Consider the following 17,415-nt stretch of genomic DNA (forward strand, 5'->3'; position numbering starts at 1 on the left):
CACGTTCGCCTTGCTGGCAGAGCCGCGAAGGGCAGCATCGCAGCTTGGCTCGGCAGCGCTTGAGACCCTCGCCTAAGTCCATCGTCGGATCACGTTTACCCGCTCGGAACTCCGGGGAACATAGGTCGTTTTCCCACTTGTTTCGGACCGGGAGACGCAAGCGTGAACCGCCGGCAAGTTCTTCGCGCATCGGCTGCATTTTCAGCTACCGCTATGCTGTTGCGCGCAGCGCAGGCTCAGACCGGCCCCGCCCAGACATTCAGCCCGTCATACGTGCGCGAGCTTGCTCGGGCGCTCGCCGCGAAATCATTCGCCCCTCCCGACGAGAAGCTACCGGATGCACTGAAGGATCTCAACTACGACCAATACCGATCAATTCGTTTCGCGCCTGAGAAGGCGTTGTGGCGTGATGAAAAGCTACCGTTCGAAGTGCAATTTTTCCACCGCGGCTTCTTTTACAAGAACCGGGTCGATATCTTTCAGGTGGCGAACAGAAGCGTCATACCCATCCCGTATCGGCGCGATGACTTCTCATTCGGCGAGGGCCTTGGACAATGGCCCAAGGCCGATATCGGGTTCGCCGGATTCCGCATTCACGCGCCGATGAACAGGCCGGATTACCACGATGAAGTGTGTGTGTTCCTCGGCGCCAGTTACTTCCGAGCCATCGCGAAAGGACAGACGTATGGGCTGTCCGCGCGCGGACTGGCGATCGATACCGGCGAGGGCAAAGGCGAAGAATTCCCGGTGTTCAAGGCCTTCTGGTTGGAGAAGCCGGTGCCAAATGCCTCGTCCATCGTTGTGCACGCGCTGTTGGACAGCAAGAGCGCGGCCGCCAGCTACCGCTTCACGATCCGGCCGGGCCAGAGCACGGTTTTCGACGTCGAGATGGCCCTCTATCCGCGGGTCGATATCGAGCATGCCGGCCTCGCGCCCATGACCAGCATGTTCTTCTTCGGGCCGAACGACCGCAAGGATTTTGACGATTTCCGCCCTGCGGTTCATGACTCGGATGGACTTGCGATCTTCAACGGCAGAAGTGAGCAACTCTGGCGCCCGCTGAACAATCCGCACGATCTGCAGGTCAGCAGCTTCGCCGATGTCAATCCAGGCGGCTTCGGCCTGATGCAGCGGGAGAGAAACTTCCTCGCCTATCAGGATCTCGAATCCAACTTCGAAAAGCGTCCCAGCCTATGGTGCGAGCCGATCGGCAATTGGGGCGAAGGAGCGGTGAAATTATTCGAGATACCCACCAAGGAGGAGGTCCACGACAACATCGTAGCGTTCTGGCAGCCGAAGCAGCCGCTGATTGCGAAGAGCGAACACATCTTCACTTATCGGCTGCACTGGGGGCCGGACGCTCCCAAGCCTGGGGCGCTTGCTCGGTTCACGCGAACGGGGATCGGTAGCCGCGGAGACGACAGCAAATTGTTTGTGCTGGAACTGATGGGGGACGAGCTCAAGGCAATCGACGCTAAGACCGTCAAAGGCGTGGTGACTGCTGAAAAGGCCGAAATCAAAAATATCGTCACGCAACCTAATCCCATGACCGGCGGATGGCGGTTGAGCTTCCAATGCTCGGTCAAGGGGCAAGCCGCAATCGAACTGCGAGCTTTCCTGGCGCAGAACGAAGCGCCGGTCTCCGAAGTGTGGACCTATCGATGGACGCCCTGAGGCCGTCACTTACGCCGTCACCAAACGCCCCTGGCAGCCCATTTCTGCCGCCGGAAAGTCCCCTTCCGATGCTGCCGTGCCGGCTCGATCGTGCGACTGAAGCTAACCGGTCGCCGGTGCATTCGGGTGCCACCTTGATGGGTCGTCGTCTTTTCATGCTTGTCGGGACGGGAGTGCTGACGCTCGCAGGGGGCTACGGCATGTACGACGTGGTGAAAGTTGGCGGTGTAACCTTCCTCGAGGCGGTGCTGCTCGGCCTGTTCCTCGTGCTGCTCGCATGGGTCGCGTTCTCCTTCATGTCTGCGCTGGCCGGATTTTTCGTGCTGCTCACGCGCAGCCGGTCTTTCCTGTCGATCGATACGACGAGCTCACTGCCTGGTGTACCCTCGCGCACAGCCATGCTGCTACCGACATATAACGAGAATCCGCACCATCTCATGGCGCGGCTGCGCGCAATGTACGAGTCGGTTCAGGCTACCGGACATGGAGACCAGTTCGACTGGTTTTTATTGAGCGATACGAGCGACCCCGACATCTGGATTTATGAAGAGACGACGTTCATTCGGCTGCGCCGCGCCTGCGGCTCTGCTCGGCTCTATTACCGGCATCGCTCCGACAACACCGCGCGGAAGTCCGGCAACATCGCCGACTGGGTCACGAGGTTTGGATCTGCCTACGACCACATGATCGTTCTCGACGCGGACAGCCTCATGGAGGGCGAGACAATAGTTCGCCTTGTCCACGCGATGGAGTCCCACCCCGATGCTGCGCTGATCCAGACCCAGCCGGTCATCGTCAATGCCTGCACGATCTTCAGTAGGCTGCAGCAATTCGCGGGGCGCGTTTACGGTCCCATCATTGCAGCCGGCAATGCCTGGTGGCACGGTGGCGACAGCAATTACTGGGGCCACAACGCCATCATCAGGGTCCGGGCGTTCGCTGCGGAGGCCGGGCTGCCGGAGCTGACCGGGCGTAAGCCTTTCGGGGGCCACATCCTGAGCCATGATTTTGTCGAGGCCGCATTGATGCGCCGCGCGGGCTGGGCAATCTATCTGGCGCCCGCCCTTGGCGGCAGCTTCGAAGAAGTCCCACCGTCGATTTTGGACTTTGCGGCGAGAGATCGTCGCTGGTGCCAGGGTAACCTTCAGCATCTCGCGGTCTTGCCCGCGCGCGGGCTACACTGGGTCTCGCGGCTGCATTTGCTTACGGGGATCGCCTCCTATGTCACAGCGCCGCTGTGGTTTCTCTTCCTGGTACTCGGTCTGCTCATATCACTGCAGGCGCACTTCATCCGACCGGAATACTTTCCCAAAGGCTTCAGTTTGTTTCCGACCTGGCCGCAACAGGACCCAGTGCTTGCCGCGCGGGTCTTTGCAGCGACAATGGGGCTTCTGATCCTGCCGAAGCTGCTGGCCTATCTGGTGCTGATCGGCACTCGAAGAGAGCGGAACGGATTCGGTGGGAGTCCTCGCGTCCTGGCCGGAGTCATTTGCGAGACGTTTCTTGCGGCATTGATCGCCCCCTGCATGATGATCTTCCAGACCAAGGCCGTGTTTGAAATTCTAGCTGGCCGGGACGCGGGCTGGCAGGTGCAGCGCCGAAGCGACGGCCAACTTGCTCGCGGCGAAATCCATCGCAAGCTCGCCGGCCCCACCCTCTGCGGCTTGGGCCTATCGCTCAGCGCCTGGGCGGTCTCCCTGCCGCTGCTGCTTTGGATGTCGCCGGTCGTGCTGGGTCTTCTGCTTTCAATTCCATTGGGGCTCATGACCTCTGCACGACTGAAGACGCCCGGGCTTTTTGCCACACCGGAAACCAACGACCCGCCTGCCGTGGTGCTTCGTGCAAACGAACTCGCTGCATCTGAGCCCATCGTCACGGCGGGGGCGCTGCACCAGCTCAGCCGGGATCCGGAACTTCTAGGCCAGCATTTGGGATCGCTATCGCTTGCCGAACCGCGCAAATTTGGCGCCGTCGACGTGCCTTCGGCGACCGCAACCATCAAGCTCGGGGAATGCGAGAGCGTGGAGGATGCAGCCGCATGGCTCGACAAGCCGGAATTACGCGCCGTTCTTGGCCATCCCACTCTGCTTCGGAGGGTCCTTGAGATGCCGCGCGCGGGTAAGAATAAGCTTGGCTGAAGGGCCCAAGTTTAGCTGCCGAGCGATTTCTTGCTGCGTTCTTTTGGGCTCGCTGCGACCCAACTTGTCGCCGCAATGGCCCCGCTCAGCAGCGTACCGAGGAAGAAGCGGAGACGCAGCCCTTGGGCCTGATGCAATCGTTCCTTGCGGCAGAACTTGATGAGTTCGTTGTAAAGCGCGCTGCTTGGGAGCGTCGAATGCCTCGCCAACGAAGTCGATCGCTGCGGCTGCCTGTTCCGGTCAAGCTGAAGGTTGCGGCACCCTAGCGCGGTTGACGACAGACGGCCCCACGTTAACCTTGGGCTCAAGCGGTCTTCCATCGGACGATGTATGCGCCCGGCTAGCACGTGCGCGCCAACGCGAGGACCCCGAAGCGGATGCTTCCGAGCCCGCGCCCGCTAGGCGGTCCGCAACACCGGCGCCGGCGGCTGCGACGGCCGGATCAGCGCGAAGGCGACCTGCACGATGCCGCCGGCGAGGCCGAGCGCGACGCCGATGCGCCATGCCATGGTGTACGAGCCCAGTGCGTCGTAGAGCACCCCTCCTCCATACGCGCCAAGGAAGCTGCCGATCTGGTGGCTCATGAAGGCGAGGCCCTGGATCATCGCCTGCCAGCGCAGGCCGAACATCTCGGCGACGGCGCCCGCGACCAGCGGCCCGACGCCCATCCAGAGGAATCCCATGATGGCGCCGAACAGCAGCGTCGAGAACGGCGTCGCCGGCAGCATGAAGTACCAGGCGAGCGCGAGCGAGCGCAGGATGTAGATGCCGCCGAGCAGCGCCAGCTTGTTCCAGCGCTGGCCGGCCCAGCCGAAGAACAGCGAGCCCAGCACGTTGAAGCCGCCGATCATGCCGAGGGTCTGCGCGCTCAGCATCGGATCGAGGCCGCAGATCGCGAGATACGACGGCAGATGCGTGGTGAGGAAAACCAGCTGCATACCGCAGACGAGATAGGCGCAGGTCATCACCACGAAAGAGGCATTGCCGAACGCGGTTCTCGCCGCGGCTGCGGCCGTGGCATCATCGATCTCGTCGGCGGCCGGCTTCGGCAACGGGATCTTGTCGACGCGGCCCGCATACCACGCGGCCGGAATCATCAGCACCGCCATGATGACGAAGCCGGCAAGGCCGATGCGCCAGCCGAACCCCTCGTTGAGCATCTGCCCGATCGGCGCCGACAGCAGCGCACCGAGCGAGCCCGCGCCGGAGACGATGCCGAGCACGGTCGAGCGCACCGTTGCGGGCACCGCGCGCGCCGCAACCGACATCGCGATCGCCGCCGCGGTGCAGGCGAGCGAGGTGCCGATCAAGACGCCGCCGCCGATCATGATGCTGACGAGCCCGTTCGCGGTCGCCATCAGCGCCAGCCCCGCGATGTACATCAGCGCGCCCACGATCATGATCGGACGGAAGCCATAGCGCGCGGTCAGCGCGCCCGCGGGCGGCTGCAGGAAGCCCCAGGCGAGGTTTTGCACGGCCAGCGCCAGCGTGAAATCCGAGATCGAGATGTGGATGTCCTGCGTCAGCGGCTGCATGAAGATGCCGAGCGACTGTCGCAGCCCCATGCTCAGCGTCAGCATGATCGAGGCGCCGATCAGGATGGGCAAGGTCGGACGCAGGACCTGCAACAGGGGCATTTTTCTTCTCCCTTTTGGGCGCGGCACGCGTGCCGCCGTCTGCTCTTGCCGTCGATTTTGGTTACACAGACCTGTGTACTTAGGCTATGATTGCCGAGTGCTGTCAAGCGAACAGGACGCGTGCCGCCGCATGGCTCCCCCGCCCAAACCACAGTCGATGAAAGAGCGGATCCTTCAGACCGCCGACAAGCTGTTCTATCTGCAGGGCATTCGCGCCATCGGCGTCGACACCATCGCGGCCGAGATCGGCATCTCCAAGCGCACGCTCTACAACCATTTCCCGTCCAAGGACGCGCTGATCGCGGCCTATCTCGAGCGCCGCTTCGTTCACGCGCCGGCTTCGGACAAGCCCGCCGCCGAGCAGATCCTTGCGACATTCGATTCGCTGGAGCGCCGTTTCGCCGCAAAAGACTTCCGCGGCTGCCCATTCGTGAATGCAGTCGCCGAACTCGGCCCTGCCGACCGCGCCGTGAAGAAGATCGCCATCGCCTTCAAGGAAAGCCGCCGCCTCTGGTTTCGCGAGCGCTTGAGCGAGCTCGGCGTTGCCGATGCGGACGCGCTGGCAACACAGCTCGTGCTGCTGGTCGACGGTTCGATCGCACAGGACCTCGTCCGCGACGATCCCGCGATGGCGCGCGCGGCAAAGGAAGCGGCGAAGGTGCTGTTGCGGAATGCGGGGGTGGATGTGGACCGCCGGTGACGAGCAGGCGCGCGAGGTCCACTGCGCGACCCTGCCAATATGCTCCTGTTTTGCCCGACGGGTCAAATGACGCCGCTGCGGGCGCAAGCCCTTCCTGCGACCGCGTAAGCCGTTGATTTCTCTATCACCGGCTACTGTGCATGGGGTTGTTTTCGCCGCCTTGTGCCGCGGCGGCTCACGCCGCCTGCGACACCACGCGGTTGCGGCCGTCGTGCTTGGCACGATACAGCGCGGTGTCGGCTCGCTTGAGGACGTCGGCGACCGCCTCGCCCTTCTGCTCCAGCGTGGTCAGGCCGATCGAGATCGTGACCTCGATGCGCTTTGCGCCTTTGTGGATCGAGAACGGCTCGCCCGCGATCGAGCGGCGCAGGCGCTCGGCGACCATGCCGGCGACATGCAGATCGGTCTCCGGCATCACGATGACGAACTCCTCGCCGCCGTAGCGGCAGGCCAGATCAATGCCGCGGATCGACTTGCGCACGCGCACCGCGAACTCGCGCAGTACGTCGTCGCCGGCGTCGTGGCCGTAATTGTCGTTGATCGACTTGAAGTAGTCGATGTCGAGGATCATCAGCGCCAGCGGCTTGCCACGCGTTGCGGCCTGCTCGGCGAGCGTTGCCAGATGGCTCTCCATGTAGCGGCGATTGTGCAGGCCCGTGAGCGCGTCGGTGATCGCCATCTCGATCGAGTTCTGCACGTTGTCGCGCAGATGATCGGTGTAGCGGCGGCGGCGGATCTGGGTGCGGGCCCGCGCCAGGAGCTCGGTCTTGTCGATGGGGCGCAGCAGATAGTCGTTGACGCCGATCTCGAGGCCGCGCAGCAGCCGCGTCGAGTTCTCGGGGTCGGCGATCGCCAGGATCGGCACGTGGCGCGTGCGCTCCAGCGAGCGCGCCTGGCTGCAGAGCCTGAGGCCGTCGAAATTGTTGAGGTCGAGCGAGACGATCAGCAGGTCGTAATTGCCCTCGGCTGCGTGGAACAGCGCCTCCGTCGGGTTCGGCTCGACGTCGATGGTGTGCTCGGCGGCGAGGATCGTCGCCAGCCGCTCATAGGAGGACTCGCGGTCGTCGACCAGCAGGATGCGGCCGCCCTTGCCGGTATCCGCCACGGCGCTGCGCTCGGGCGCCTGCATGCCGATCTCGAGTGAGGTGATGGCGCGCATGCGCAATTCGTCGGTCATCATCTTCAGCCGCGTCAGCGAGCGCACGCGCGCGATCAGCACGACGTCGGAGACGGGCTTGGTCAGGAAATCGTCGGCGCCGGCTTCCAGCCCGCGGTTGCGGTCGGACGGGCTGTCGAGCGCGGTGACCATGACGACGGGGATGTGATGCGTCGCCGGATCGGTCTTGAGGCGGCGGCAAACTTCGAAACCGTCCATGTCGGGCATCATCACGTCGAGCAGGATGATGTCGCATTCGGCGCGCCGGCTGATCGCCAGCGCCTCGGTGCCGTTCGCGGCGGTCATCACGTCGAAATATTCGGCGGACAGGCGGGCTTCGAGGAGTTTGACGTTGGCAGGAACGTCATCGACAACCAGGATACGCGCGGACACTGTGAACTCACTTCCTATCCGATGAAACGCCGGACCGTCTCTATGAATTTGCCGACCGAGATCGGCTTGGACAAATAAGCCTCGCAGCCGCCCTCGCGGATGCGTTCTTCGTCGCCCTTCATCGCGAACGCCGTGACCGCGACGACGGGAATGGCACGCAGCTCCGGATCGTCCTTGATCCAGCGCGTCACCTCGAGCCCCGAGACCTGCGGCAGCTGGATGTCCATCAGCACGAGGTCGGGCCGCATCTTGCGCACGAGGTCGAGCGCCTCGTAGCCGTTGCTGGTGCCCGAGGTCTGGTAGCCGTGCGCCTCCAACAGGTCGCGGAAGAGCTTCATGTTGAGCTCGTTGTCTTCCACGATCAGGACGGTCTTAGCCATCCCGCCCTCCTGATTGGTCCGAAGGACCGGTCCATGTAACGCCTCAGGCGCCGCTTTCCGGCGCTTCGAAAACTGGATTCAAACTAGCCTCAGATTCGCTCTAGTTTCGTTAAACCCGAGGGCCGACTTTCGGCGATGTGGTTGCCAGTTGCTTGTCGGGGGTCACAAGACTCAAGGCGAAGACTCGGGCATGATGATTCCAAAGTAGACACTGAAAGTTAACGGAAAGGCAAACCGGCCCCGTGAAAAAGCCTGTTCACAACCCTCGCGAAGTCGCTGAAATCGTTGCGATTCAGGCTCTGTCCTTCGTCGCGAGCGAGCCCGAGCGGCTGGGCCTGTTCCTGGCCGAGACAGGGGTCGGTCCGGAGACCCTCCGCAATGCCGCCTCCGACCCCAACTTCCTCCTCAGCGTGCTCGATTTCGTGTTGCGCGATGACGACACCGTGAAGGCCTTCGCGAAAGCCGCGGAACTGCATCCGACCAACGTCGCTGCGGCGCGGCAGGTCCTCGGCGATGCGCTCGGCGCCCCTACCTGGGAGCGCGACGTGCCGTGACCAGTCTGGAGGCGGCCGGGCCCCGCTGCTTCTGCCGGGATTGTCTGGCCGATCTGGATATGGGCGTACGGCGTTGTTCCGCCTGCGGATCCCCGCGGCTCGTCCGCCACCGCGCGCTCGCGGGCCTGACCATCGCCCATATCGACTGCGACGCCTTCTATGCGACGGTCGAGAAGCGCGACAATCCTGACATCGCCGACAAGCCGGTCATCATCGGCGGCGGCAAGCGCGGCGTGGTATCGGCCGCCTGCTATATCGCCCGCACCTATGGCGTGCGCTCGGCCATGCCGATGTTCAAGGCGTTGGACGCCTGCCCGCATGCGATCGTGATACCGCCCGACATGGCAAAGTACGTCCGGGTCGGCCGCGAGGTGCGCCAGGCCATGCAGGCGCTGACGCCCCTGGTCGAGCCGCTCTCGATCGACGAGGCCTTCCTCGACCTCTCCGGCACCGAGAGGGTTCACGGCATGATCCCCGCAAAGGTGCTGGCGCGCTTTGCCCGCAATGTCGAGCGCGACGTCGGCATCACCGTCTCGGTCGGCCTGTCCTGCAACAAGTTCCTGGCCAAGATCGCCTCCGACCTTGACAAGCCGCGGGGCTTTGCCGCGCTCGACCAGGAAGAGGCCCGTTTGATGCTCGCGGAAAAGCCGGTCGGCTTCATCTTCGGCGTCGGCCCCGCCACGCAGGAGCGCCTGGTGCAGCGCGGCTTTCGCATCATCGCCGACCTGCAGAAGGCCGACGAGATCGAGATGATGCGGCAGTTTCCGAGCGATGGCCGCCGGCTGTGGCGGCTCGCGCGCGGCATCGACGATCGTGGCGTCGAGCCCGACCGCGGCGCCAAGACGATTTCCAGCGAAACCACCTTCGAGACCGACATCCGCGATTTCGCGACGCTGGAGAAGATTCTGTGGCGGCTCTGCGAGAAGACGTCGTCCCGCCTCAAGAGCGCCGAACTCGCCGGCTCGACCGTCACCTTGAAGCTGAAGACCGCCGATTTCCGCCAGCGCACGCGCTCGCAGTCGATCGCCGCGCCCACGCAGCTCGCCGCAAAGATATTCTCGATCTGCCGCGAGATGCTGGCGAAGGAGATCGACGGCACCGCCTTCCGCCTGATGGGCGCCGGCGTCAGCGCGCTGCGCGAGGGCTCTGCGATCGACGACACCGACATGCTCGACCGCCGCGCCGCCCATGCCGAGCGCGCGGTGGACAGCCTGCGCAAGAAATTCGGCAGCGCCGCAGTGATCCGCGGCATTTCGTATGAGGGGCCGAAGGCGCAGGAGTGATCGAGGCCTGCTCAACTCAGTCGCGTTCGAATATCCGTGCACCGGGATAGGCGCGTCTGGCATACTGAACGACCAACTGCCGATCCTGCGTTTCCAGGAACGGCGTTCGGATCTGACAAGATCCGACGATGAGGTGCCACAAGCCGTTGAGCCTTCGAATGACGACGTTCATTTGAGCTGCCTCGCAGTGACCCGAGTGGACTCAAATTGTAAGAATCTCTCGCCGTCGCTCAATTGTACCAGCGTAAGATCGGGGTATGAGAAGGATTGGAGGAGATATACAAAGGTATGTTGGTTGTGGCTTCAACAGCCGCTGGCCCGATAGCTTCGCAGGGACGCAAACGATCTTACCGATTCGGGGGCTAGCGCCGTGACGGGCGGACGCGATCTCGACGCACTGCTGAGTGACATGAAGCCGGAGATCCTGGACGGCATCTTCGTGTTTTGCACGCTTGCGCCGAGCGCGAGCATTCCAGCCACCGTCAACGCGATGCTGACGTTCCGCGAACGCGAAGGAACGACGCTGGTGGTGCGGCACGAGGAGGCTGAACGTGCCGAACTGCGCCACGAATTTCCCTCGCGTTTGATCACTTTGACGGTTCACTCCGCACTCGATGCGGTGGGCTTTCTGGCGGCAGTGACGTCACGTCTGGCCGAAGCCGGCATCAGCGTGAATGCGGTTTCGGCGTTCTATCACGATCATCTGTTCGTGCCGGCGGACCGGGCCGACGAGGCGATGGCCATTCTGCAAGAGATGGCCAAAACTAGGTCGGCGTAGGCGGGGTTCAATCCGCGACGGCCACCGCCTCGATCTCGATCAGCCATTCCGGTGCGGCGAGCGCCGACACGCCGACGAGCGTGGAAGCCGGCGGCTCCATGCCATCGAAGAAGGCCGAGCGGGCCTTGCCGATGATGGGGCGCAGCTCCGGCTTGTAGTTCACCACGAAGGTCGTGATCTTCACGATGTTGGAATAGCTCGCCCCCGCCGCCTTCAGCGCGAGCCCGAGATTGTGCATCACTTGCGTCGTCTGCGCCGCTATATCGCCCTCACCCACGATACGTCCCTCCTCGTCGGTCGAGACCTGGCCGGAGATGTAGATGGTCCGCGCGCCGGAAGCGGTGACGACATGGGAATAGGCGGGATTGTGGTGCAGGCCGCTGGGACGGAGATGATCGAGCTTGGGCATGGGGCTTGCCTCCCGGAGTTTGTGGTTGGGAGCGAGCGTAGCCGGAGAGTGAACGGAGAGCCAGCCCCGTCATTGCGAGGAGCAAAGCGACCGAAGAGACGACAGAGTAACTGCAATGTCATTCCGGGCCGGTCCGCAGGACCGAACGCGGCGTCTCGACATTCCGGGTTCTCGCTTCGCGAGCCCCGGAATGACGGTGAAGCTCAATTACAGGGCTTGCTGTCCTTGACGTCGAACTTGCCCATCGCGCCCGAGATCACGAAATCGTTGTAATCGAGCACGAGCTGGCGCGAGACGCCGTTCTCGTAGAGCTCGAACGCCATCGCATAGACCGGCGTCTGCTCGCCTTCCTTCTGCTGGGCATCGCGATCGAAATAGCTGACGGTGACCGGCCAGCGCTTGAGCGACTTCATGTGCTCGTCCGCCGTCGACGGATCGGACGAGGTGGCGCGGTCGGCGGGGATCGGCTGGCCGATCACGGTCAGCGTGTTGTAGACCTTCTGGCCGTCGTCGGAGCCGTCATAGACGGACAGCTCGAGCAGCGACTTGCCGTCCTTGGCGGCGGCGATGATGCGCTGGATCTGCTCGGTCGGGAACACGATGCTGCCGTCGAGCGTGAACGTCTTCGGGGTCGGCAGCTTAAGCTTGACGTTGATGTGGTTGCCATCGCGCTCGGCCGAGCCATCGACGCGGCCGGCATCGGCCTCGTTCATGCGCGTCTCGATCTTGAAGCGGTAGCTCTTGCCGGCGGCATCCTCCCAGGAGTTGGAGCGGAGATCGCTGAGCGTGACCTTGCCCTCGCCGCTGTCGAGCTCGGAGACCTGGCGGAATTCCGAGGTATAGCCCTCGCAGGCGTTCCCCGCGAAGTTATAGAGGATGCGGCCGCGGGCGCTATTGACCGAGTTGGAGCGCGATTTCACGAGGCTGAGGTCATAGAGCGCCTGGTGGGCCAGAAACGGACCGTTGGCGGCCGTGGCTACCCCGCCTGTGCCGACAGTGGCCGCGGCGAGCGCCATCACACCGAGCGAGGTCCGGAAAAGGTGCACCATGTCTCATCCCTAGGGGAGCGTAGATTCGACATTTTAATGACCGTTCCATTGCGTCGCAACTGAGGCCGCTTCACGTAAATTTGCCCCCTGCGCCTTGAACCGTCCAGCCTGTCCAGGCCGGGCCTCCCGCTTCCTTGCATGTGGGAGCACAATGGGCGAAACAGGCGCGCCCGGCGGTCAAACCCGAGATTGCCCCCGGGCGAATGAATTCCCGGGACAATGAGGTCGAACATGGCGGGCACGGTCGAGCAGAAACTGGCGGAACAAGGCATCAAGCTGCACGAGGCCCCCACGCCCGTGGCCAATTACGTCCCGTTCGTGCGCACCGGCAATTTGCTGTTCGTCTCCGGCCAGGTCTGCTTCGACCCTGCTGGCAAGCTGATCGCCAAGGGCAAGCTGGGTGCCGGCGTCTCGATCGAGGACGGCGCTGCAGCCGCCCGCGGCTGCGCGGTGAACCTGCTGGCCCAGGTCAAGGCGGCGCTGGGCGACCTCGACAAGGTCGTGCGCGTGGTCCGTCTCGGCGGCTTCATCAACTCGGCGCCGGACTTCCTGGACGGGCCCAAGGTGCTGAACGGAGCCTCCGACCTGATGGTCGCCGCTTTCGGCGACAAGGGCCGCCATGCCCGCACCACCGTCGGGGTCGCCTCGCTGCCGGCCGATGCCGCGGTCGAGGTTGACGGCGTGTTCGAGGTCGCCTGACGCGCATGCGCGCTCCGGATTGGCTGACAGCCCGGCCGGTCGCCCATCGCGGCCTGCATGACATTTCGCGCGGCATCGTCGAGAACATGCCGGGCGCGGTGCAGGCTGCGATATCAGGCAATTTCTCGATCGAGGTCGATATCCAGCTTTCGTCCGACGGCGAGGCCATGGTGCACCACGACCATGCCCTCGGCCGCCTCACCGAGGCCACCGGCGAGGTGATCGACAAGACTGCGGCCGAGCTGAAAGCCGTCAAGTTCAAGGACACGCCCGAGCGGATGATGTCGCTGTCCGACCTCTGCGCCCTGGTCGCCGGCCGGGTCCCGCTGGTGATCGAGGTGAAGAGCCATTTTGGCGGCGACCGCAAGCTGGTGAAGCGGATGGCCGAGGTGCTGGCATCCTATGACGGCCCCGCGGTCGGCATGTCCTTCGATCCCGACCAGGTGCTGGCGCTGCGCGAGCTGTTGCCCAACCGTCCGCGCGGCATCGTCGCGCAGCGGACCTATGAGGACGAATATTGGGCTTACCTAACGCCGGAGCAGCGCGACAGCATGCTGTACCTGCGCCACGGCTTCCAGACCCTGCCCCACTTCGTCGCCTTCAAGGTCGACCACCTGCCGGCCCCGGCCCCCTGGATCGCCCGCAACGTGTTCGGCTGCGCCCTGCTCGGCTGGACCGTACGCACGGGCGAGCAGCGGACGCGGGTCGGGCAGTATGCCGATCAGATGATCTTCGAGGGCTTCGTGCCGTAGGGGCGCGGCATGCGAACACCCCGCGCTGTGTCCCGGACGCACTGCAGCGTGCAACGCTGCTGCGCAGAGCCGGGACCCATCTTTCCGCGAGCGCGCTGCCACATGGGCCCCGGCTCTGCAGCGCACCGCTGAAGGAGCGCTGCGCTGCGTCCGGGGCACGCGAGCATGCCTGTTCCCGCCCCCTTGAAGTCGCTGCTGCAATGCACGATCTTGCACGCAATGGCATCATCCGACATTACGCTCGAGGCTGTACCGTCCATTGGCGAAGTATCGCCGGAGGATTGGGACGCCTGCGCCAATCCGGGCAAAGCTTGCAACGGGCATGACGCAGGAACCTCATCCGCTCTTCCAGGCGATTCCCTCGGCCTCTTAAAACCCGCCTATAACCCGTTCGTCTCACATGCCTTTCTCTCTGCCGTGGAGAAATCGGGTTCGGCAACGATCCGTACCGGCTGGGGGCCGCGGCACTTGGTGGCCAAGCTCGATGGCCGCGTCGCCGGTGTGGTGCCCTGCTATCTGAAATCGCACAGCCAAGGCGAGTACGTCTTCGACCGCGGCTGGGCAGATGCCTATGAGCGCGCCGGCGGACGCTACTACCCGAAGCTCCAGGTCTCGGTTCCCTTCACGCCGGCGACGGGACCCCGGCTGCTGGTCCGCGACGGCGTCGACCGCGAGCGGATCAGCGAGGCGCTGGCGAGCGGGCTGGTGGCGCTGTGCGGGGTCAGCAAGGCCTCCGCGGTCCACGTCACCTTCGCGCGCGAGGCGGAATGGAAGCTGCTCGCCAAGCACGGTTTCCTGCAGCGCACCGACCAGCAGTTCCACTGGCACAATGACGGCTTTGCGAGCTTCGACGACTTCCTGGCGACGCTCAATTCGCGCCACCGCAAATCGATCAAGCGCGAACGGCGCGATGCGCTCGCCGCCGGGATCACCATCCACTGGCTGACAGGCAAGGACATCACCGAGGACGCCTGGGATGCGTTCTTCATGTTCTACATGGAGACCGGCTCGCGCAAATGGGGCCGGCCGTATCTGACGCGCGAGTTCTTCTCGCTGATCGGCGAGACCATGAGCGAGGACGTGCTGCTGGTGATGGCCCGCCGCAACGGCCGCTGGATCGCGGGCGCGATCAATTTCATCGGATCGGACACGTTGTTCGGGCGCAACTGGGGCGCGGTCGAGCATCATCCGTTCCTGCATTTCGAGGTCTGCTACTACCAGGCGATCGATTTCGCGATCAAACGCGGCCTGAAGCATGTCGAAGCGGGCGCGCAAGGCGAGCACAAGATCGCGCGGGGCTACCTGCCGCAGACCACCCATTCGGCCCATTTCATCGCCGATCCCGGCCTGCGCCGGGCGATCGACGATTACCTCAAGCGCGAGCGCGCCTATGTCGCGGAAACCGGACGGGAGCTCGCCGAGCTTGGGCCCTTCCGCAAAGGCATCGACGAGGTGCCTTGACGCTTCGCCACGGCTGGTGACAGTAAGCGCAAAATCGAGTGCAAAGTTCTTGGGAGCCGTCATGACCGCCTACGACACCAACAACATCTTCGCAAAGATCCTGCGCGGCGAGCTGCCCTGCCACAAGGTGTACGAGGACGAGCACGTCTTCGCCTTCCTCGACATCATGCCGCGCGTCCCCGGCCACACGCTGGTGATCCCGAAGGCCCCTGCCCGCAACATCCTCGACATCAAGCCGGAGGACTATGCCCATGTCGCCCGCGGCGCGCACAGGATCGCGGCGGCCGCGATGAAGGCGTTCGACGCCGACGGCATCACCGTGCAGCAGTTCAACGAACCCGCAGGCGGACAGGTGGTGTTTCATCTGCACATGCATGTGATGCCGCGCCACGACGGCGTCGCCATGCTGCCGCCGGCGAGCCGCAAGGAAGACGACAAGATGCTGCAAGAGCACGCGGCGAAGCTGATGGCGGCGTTGAAGGGCTGACGCCACACATTCCGTCATTGCGAGCGTAGCGAAGCAATCCAGAATCTTTCCGCGGAGACGGTCTGGATTGCTTCGTCGCAAGAGCTCCTCGCAATGACGGGGTTGGAGCGGAGCGCCCCTCACTCCGTCTCGAAATCGCCCTTCTGCGGCGCGGCCAGCGGCGTGAACTCGCAGCGGTCGGGCTTGATGTCGATCAGCGGCGTATTGTCGAGGCAATCGAGCCCGCGCACCAGGATCGCATTGCCCTCGATCCCGACCAGCTTCACGATCGACGTGCCGATCGGATTGGGCCGCACCGGCGAGCGCAGCGAAAACGTCCCGCGGGTCTTCTCGTTGTTCTTCGGGCTTTGCAGGATGATGTCGCGGCGCGACTGGTCGAGCCAGTAGAGCACTTCGAGGTTGCTGTAGAAATCCACGCCCTTGATCGCCGGGACGAATGGCTCGAAGATCTCGAGCCGGCACACCGGGCCATCCTGACGTCCCTGCCGCGGCGTCTCAAGCCGCGACGTCCAGGGCGTGCGGATACGACCGATGAAGACGAGACCGGCATCCTGCGTCGGCGGCAGCTCGATGGCGAGCTCGCCCTCGCGGAGCTCCTGTTCGCGAACCATATGTCCTATTTCCCTAGCTGTTCGCCGGCGGTTTTAGCCCAACCACCACTTGCCGGCCAGCATGAAGACTTCGCCCGTCACCACGCCCGCGAAGATCGAGCGGCGGGTCAGCAGGAAGACGACGAGCCCGGCGCCGACCGCGCTGTAGCGCAGGACGTCAGGCACGCTCGCCAGCGCGCCCGGCGGCTGGACCACGATCTGGGCGATGACGCCAGCCAGGATCGCGGTTGCGACCGCCCTCACCCAGACCAGCAGCTCGGAGCCCTCGTCGATGCCGCCGCCGAACCACAGGCCCAGCATGCGCCAGATCTGGTTGGGAACAACGCCGGCGACGAACAGCACGACGAGCGCCTGCCAGTCGCCGATGAGCTGCGCGTAGCTCATGTGCGCACCTCCCGCCACCAATGCACGCCATAGGCGATCGTGCCGGCCACGAGGCCGCTGACGAGGATGTCGAGGCCGGAGTTCATCTTCGCTGCCAGTGGATAGAGCAGAACGCCAAGCGCCAGCGCGACGACGTCGGCGGCCTCGCGGCTGTTGCGCGCGGTCGAGAACAGGAACGACAGCGGCGTCAGCATCAGGATCGCCGCTCCCAGCGTCTGCGTCAGATTGGCGGCGAGGAAAAAGCCCACCGTGTTGGCACATAGGCACACCGAGACCAGACCGAAGCCAAGGCCGTTGACGAAGGCGATCCGCCGCTCGCGCGGCACCTGAGGCAGGAAGCGATGGCATTCGACCCACAGCGTCACGGCCGTGAGATGCGCCGCGAAGAACAGCTCGCGCCGCCTGGTCGTCGGCGTGCGCATTAGCGGCAGCACTGATACGACCATTGGAAACAGCCGGATCGCGCTCACCGTCACCGCGATCGCCGACTGGATGATGGTGGCGCCCGAGCCGAGCGTGGTGATCAGGATGATCTGCGCGGGCCCCGCCCAGACGAACAGCGTCGAACACAATGCCCAGAGCAGGCTGAAATGGGTGTCATGGGCCAGTGCGCCGATGCCGAGATACGTCGCGAACAGGACGAGCGTGAGGATCGTCTGCGTGACCGAGCGCAGCCCCCAGGCAAAGGCGCGCCAGGAGCTATTCCATTGCGGTGAATCGAGCGGTGGAAGCGCCACAGGAGATTTGGCTGAGGTTGCGGAATCGTGCATGCATAACGGGCAATGCAGCGCCTTGCGTCAAGGAAGGCCGCGGCGGGGCTGGCATGCATGCATTCAGCGCAGCACCGCAGCTCGTCATTCCGGGGCGCGC

Annotated in this window: 18 protein-coding genes; 10 read left to right on the top strand and 8 right to left on the bottom strand. The window is 64.2% G+C overall.

Features of this window, described 5'->3' with window-relative positions; translation table 11 throughout:
• Positions 1-162: 162 nt before the first annotated feature.
• Positions 163-1,674, top strand: coding sequence for a glucan biosynthesis protein G (locus tag LPJ38_RS27600; RefSeq protein WP_404437417.1), 1,512 nt, complete (start codon positions 163-165; stop codon positions 1,672-1,674).
• Positions 1,662-3,812, top strand: a complete 2,151-nt coding sequence (gene mdoH, locus LPJ38_RS27605) for a glucans biosynthesis glucosyltransferase MdoH (protein ID WP_231088420.1) — start codon at positions 1,662-1,664, stop codon at positions 3,810-3,812. Before LPJ38_RS27600 ends, mdoH begins: the two co-directional genes overlap by 13 nt.
• Before the next feature lie 398 nt (positions 3,813-4,210).
• Here the strand turns inward: mdoH and LPJ38_RS27610 are convergent, their stop codons facing one another.
• Entirely contained in the window at positions 4,211-5,449 is a 1,239-nt protein-coding gene (locus LPJ38_RS27610; protein ID WP_145629951.1) for an MFS transporter, read from the bottom strand.
• Between the two features lie 130 nt (positions 5,450-5,579).
• Here LPJ38_RS27610 and LPJ38_RS27615 point away from each other — a divergent pair, with 130 nt between their 5' ends.
• Positions 5,580-6,149 (top strand): TetR/AcrR family transcriptional regulator, encoded by a 570-nt coding sequence (locus tag LPJ38_RS27615; RefSeq protein WP_145629950.1) that lies wholly within the window; start codon positions 5,580-5,582, stop codon positions 6,147-6,149.
• Positions 6,150-6,324: 175 nt separating this feature from the next.
• Here LPJ38_RS27615 and LPJ38_RS27620 read toward each other — a convergent pair whose 3' ends face one another.
• Both LPJ38_RS27620 and LPJ38_RS27625 read right to left on the bottom strand, forming a co-directional pair.
• Entirely contained in the window at positions 6,325-7,698 is a 1,374-nt protein-coding gene (locus LPJ38_RS27620; protein WP_145629949.1) for a PleD family two-component system response regulator, read from the bottom strand.
• A gap of 14 nt (positions 7,699-7,712) precedes the next feature.
• Positions 7,713-8,078 (bottom strand): response regulator, encoded by a 366-nt coding sequence (locus tag LPJ38_RS27625; RefSeq protein ID WP_008566616.1) that lies wholly within the window; start codon positions 8,076-8,078, stop codon positions 7,713-7,715.
• 242 nt (positions 8,079-8,320) lie between these two features.
• Here LPJ38_RS27625 and LPJ38_RS27630 point away from each other — a divergent pair, with 242 nt between their 5' ends.
• The 3 genes from LPJ38_RS27630 to LPJ38_RS27640 all read left to right on the top strand — a co-directional run bounded on the left by LPJ38_RS27630 (position 8,321) and on the right by LPJ38_RS27640 (position 10,693).
• Positions 8,321-8,632, top strand: a complete 312-nt coding sequence (locus LPJ38_RS27630) for a DUF3572 domain-containing protein (protein WP_145629948.1) — start codon at positions 8,321-8,323, stop codon at positions 8,630-8,632.
• Positions 8,629-9,915 (top strand): DNA polymerase IV, encoded by a 1,287-nt coding sequence (locus LPJ38_RS27635; RefSeq protein WP_145629947.1) that lies wholly within the window; start codon positions 8,629-8,631, stop codon positions 9,913-9,915. Before LPJ38_RS27630 ends, LPJ38_RS27635 begins: the two co-directional genes overlap by 4 nt.
• A 370-nt stretch (positions 9,916-10,285) precedes the next feature.
• Complete coding sequence (locus tag LPJ38_RS27640; protein WP_145629945.1) at positions 10,286-10,693, top strand: ACT domain-containing protein; 408 nt, start codon at positions 10,286-10,288, stop codon at positions 10,691-10,693.
• 7 nt (positions 10,694-10,700) lie between these two features.
• On the opposite strand, the gene LPJ38_RS27645 is transcribed toward LPJ38_RS27640, so the two are convergent.
• The gene (locus LPJ38_RS27645; RefSeq protein WP_145629944.1) at positions 10,701-11,102 is read right to left on the bottom strand and encodes a RidA family protein; all 402 of its coding nucleotides are present in this window, start codon (positions 11,100-11,102) and stop codon (positions 10,701-10,703) included.
• Positions 11,103-11,305: 203 nt separating this feature from the next.
• A complete protein-coding gene (locus tag LPJ38_RS27650) occupies positions 11,306-12,151 on the bottom strand; it encodes a cell envelope integrity EipB family protein (protein ID WP_145629943.1) in 846 nt (281 codons plus the stop codon).
• Between the two features lie 231 nt (positions 12,152-12,382).
• Here LPJ38_RS27650 and LPJ38_RS27655 point away from each other — a divergent pair, with 231 nt between their 5' ends.
• The 4 genes from LPJ38_RS27655 (at position 12,383) to LPJ38_RS27670 (ending at position 15,550) form a co-directional block, all read left to right on the top strand.
• On the top strand, positions 12,383-12,850 hold the full coding sequence (locus LPJ38_RS27655; protein ID WP_018321130.1) for a RidA family protein: 468 nt from the start codon (positions 12,383-12,385) through the stop codon (positions 12,848-12,850).
• 5 nt (positions 12,851-12,855) lie between these two features.
• Positions 12,856-13,602 carry a glycerophosphodiester phosphodiesterase gene (locus tag LPJ38_RS27660; RefSeq protein ID WP_145629942.1) on the top strand — a complete coding sequence of 249 codons (747 nt, stop codon included), beginning with the start codon at positions 12,856-12,858 and terminating at the stop codon, positions 13,600-13,602.
• Positions 13,603-13,821: 219 nt separating this feature from the next.
• A complete protein-coding gene (locus tag LPJ38_RS27665; protein ID WP_145629941.1) occupies positions 13,822-15,063 on the top strand; it encodes a GNAT family N-acetyltransferase in 1,242 nt (413 codons plus the stop codon).
• Positions 15,064-15,124: 61 nt separating this feature from the next.
• Positions 15,125-15,550 carry an HIT family protein gene (locus LPJ38_RS27670; protein ID WP_145629940.1) on the top strand — a complete coding sequence of 142 codons (426 nt, stop codon included), beginning with the start codon at positions 15,125-15,127 and terminating at the stop codon, positions 15,548-15,550.
• Positions 15,551-15,669: 119 nt separating this feature from the next.
• Here the strand turns inward: LPJ38_RS27670 and tsaA are convergent, their stop codons facing one another.
• From tsaA to LPJ38_RS27685, 3 genes are read right to left on the bottom strand one after another with little or no spacing between them, the layout of a single operon-like run.
• Complete coding sequence (gene tsaA / locus LPJ38_RS27675; RefSeq protein ID WP_145629939.1) at positions 15,670-16,161, bottom strand: tRNA (N6-threonylcarbamoyladenosine(37)-N6)-methyltransferase TrmO; 492 nt, start codon at positions 16,159-16,161, stop codon at positions 15,670-15,672.
• A 33-nt stretch (positions 16,162-16,194) separates the two neighbouring features.
• Positions 16,195-16,545 carry an AzlD domain-containing protein gene (locus LPJ38_RS27680; protein ID WP_145629938.1) on the bottom strand — a complete coding sequence of 117 codons (351 nt, stop codon included), beginning with the start codon at positions 16,543-16,545 and terminating at the stop codon, positions 16,195-16,197.
• Positions 16,542-17,282, bottom strand: a complete 741-nt coding sequence (locus LPJ38_RS27685) for an AzlC family ABC transporter permease (protein ID WP_145629937.1) — start codon at positions 17,280-17,282, stop codon at positions 16,542-16,544. Before LPJ38_RS27685 ends, LPJ38_RS27680 begins: the two co-directional genes overlap by 4 nt.
• Between the last annotated feature and the right edge of the window lie 133 nt (positions 17,283-17,415).

The sequence above is a fragment of the Bradyrhizobium daqingense genome, assembly GCF_021044685.1.
In the GTDB taxonomy this organism is placed as follows: Bacteria; Pseudomonadota; Alphaproteobacteria; order Rhizobiales; family Xanthobacteraceae; genus Bradyrhizobium; species Bradyrhizobium daqingense.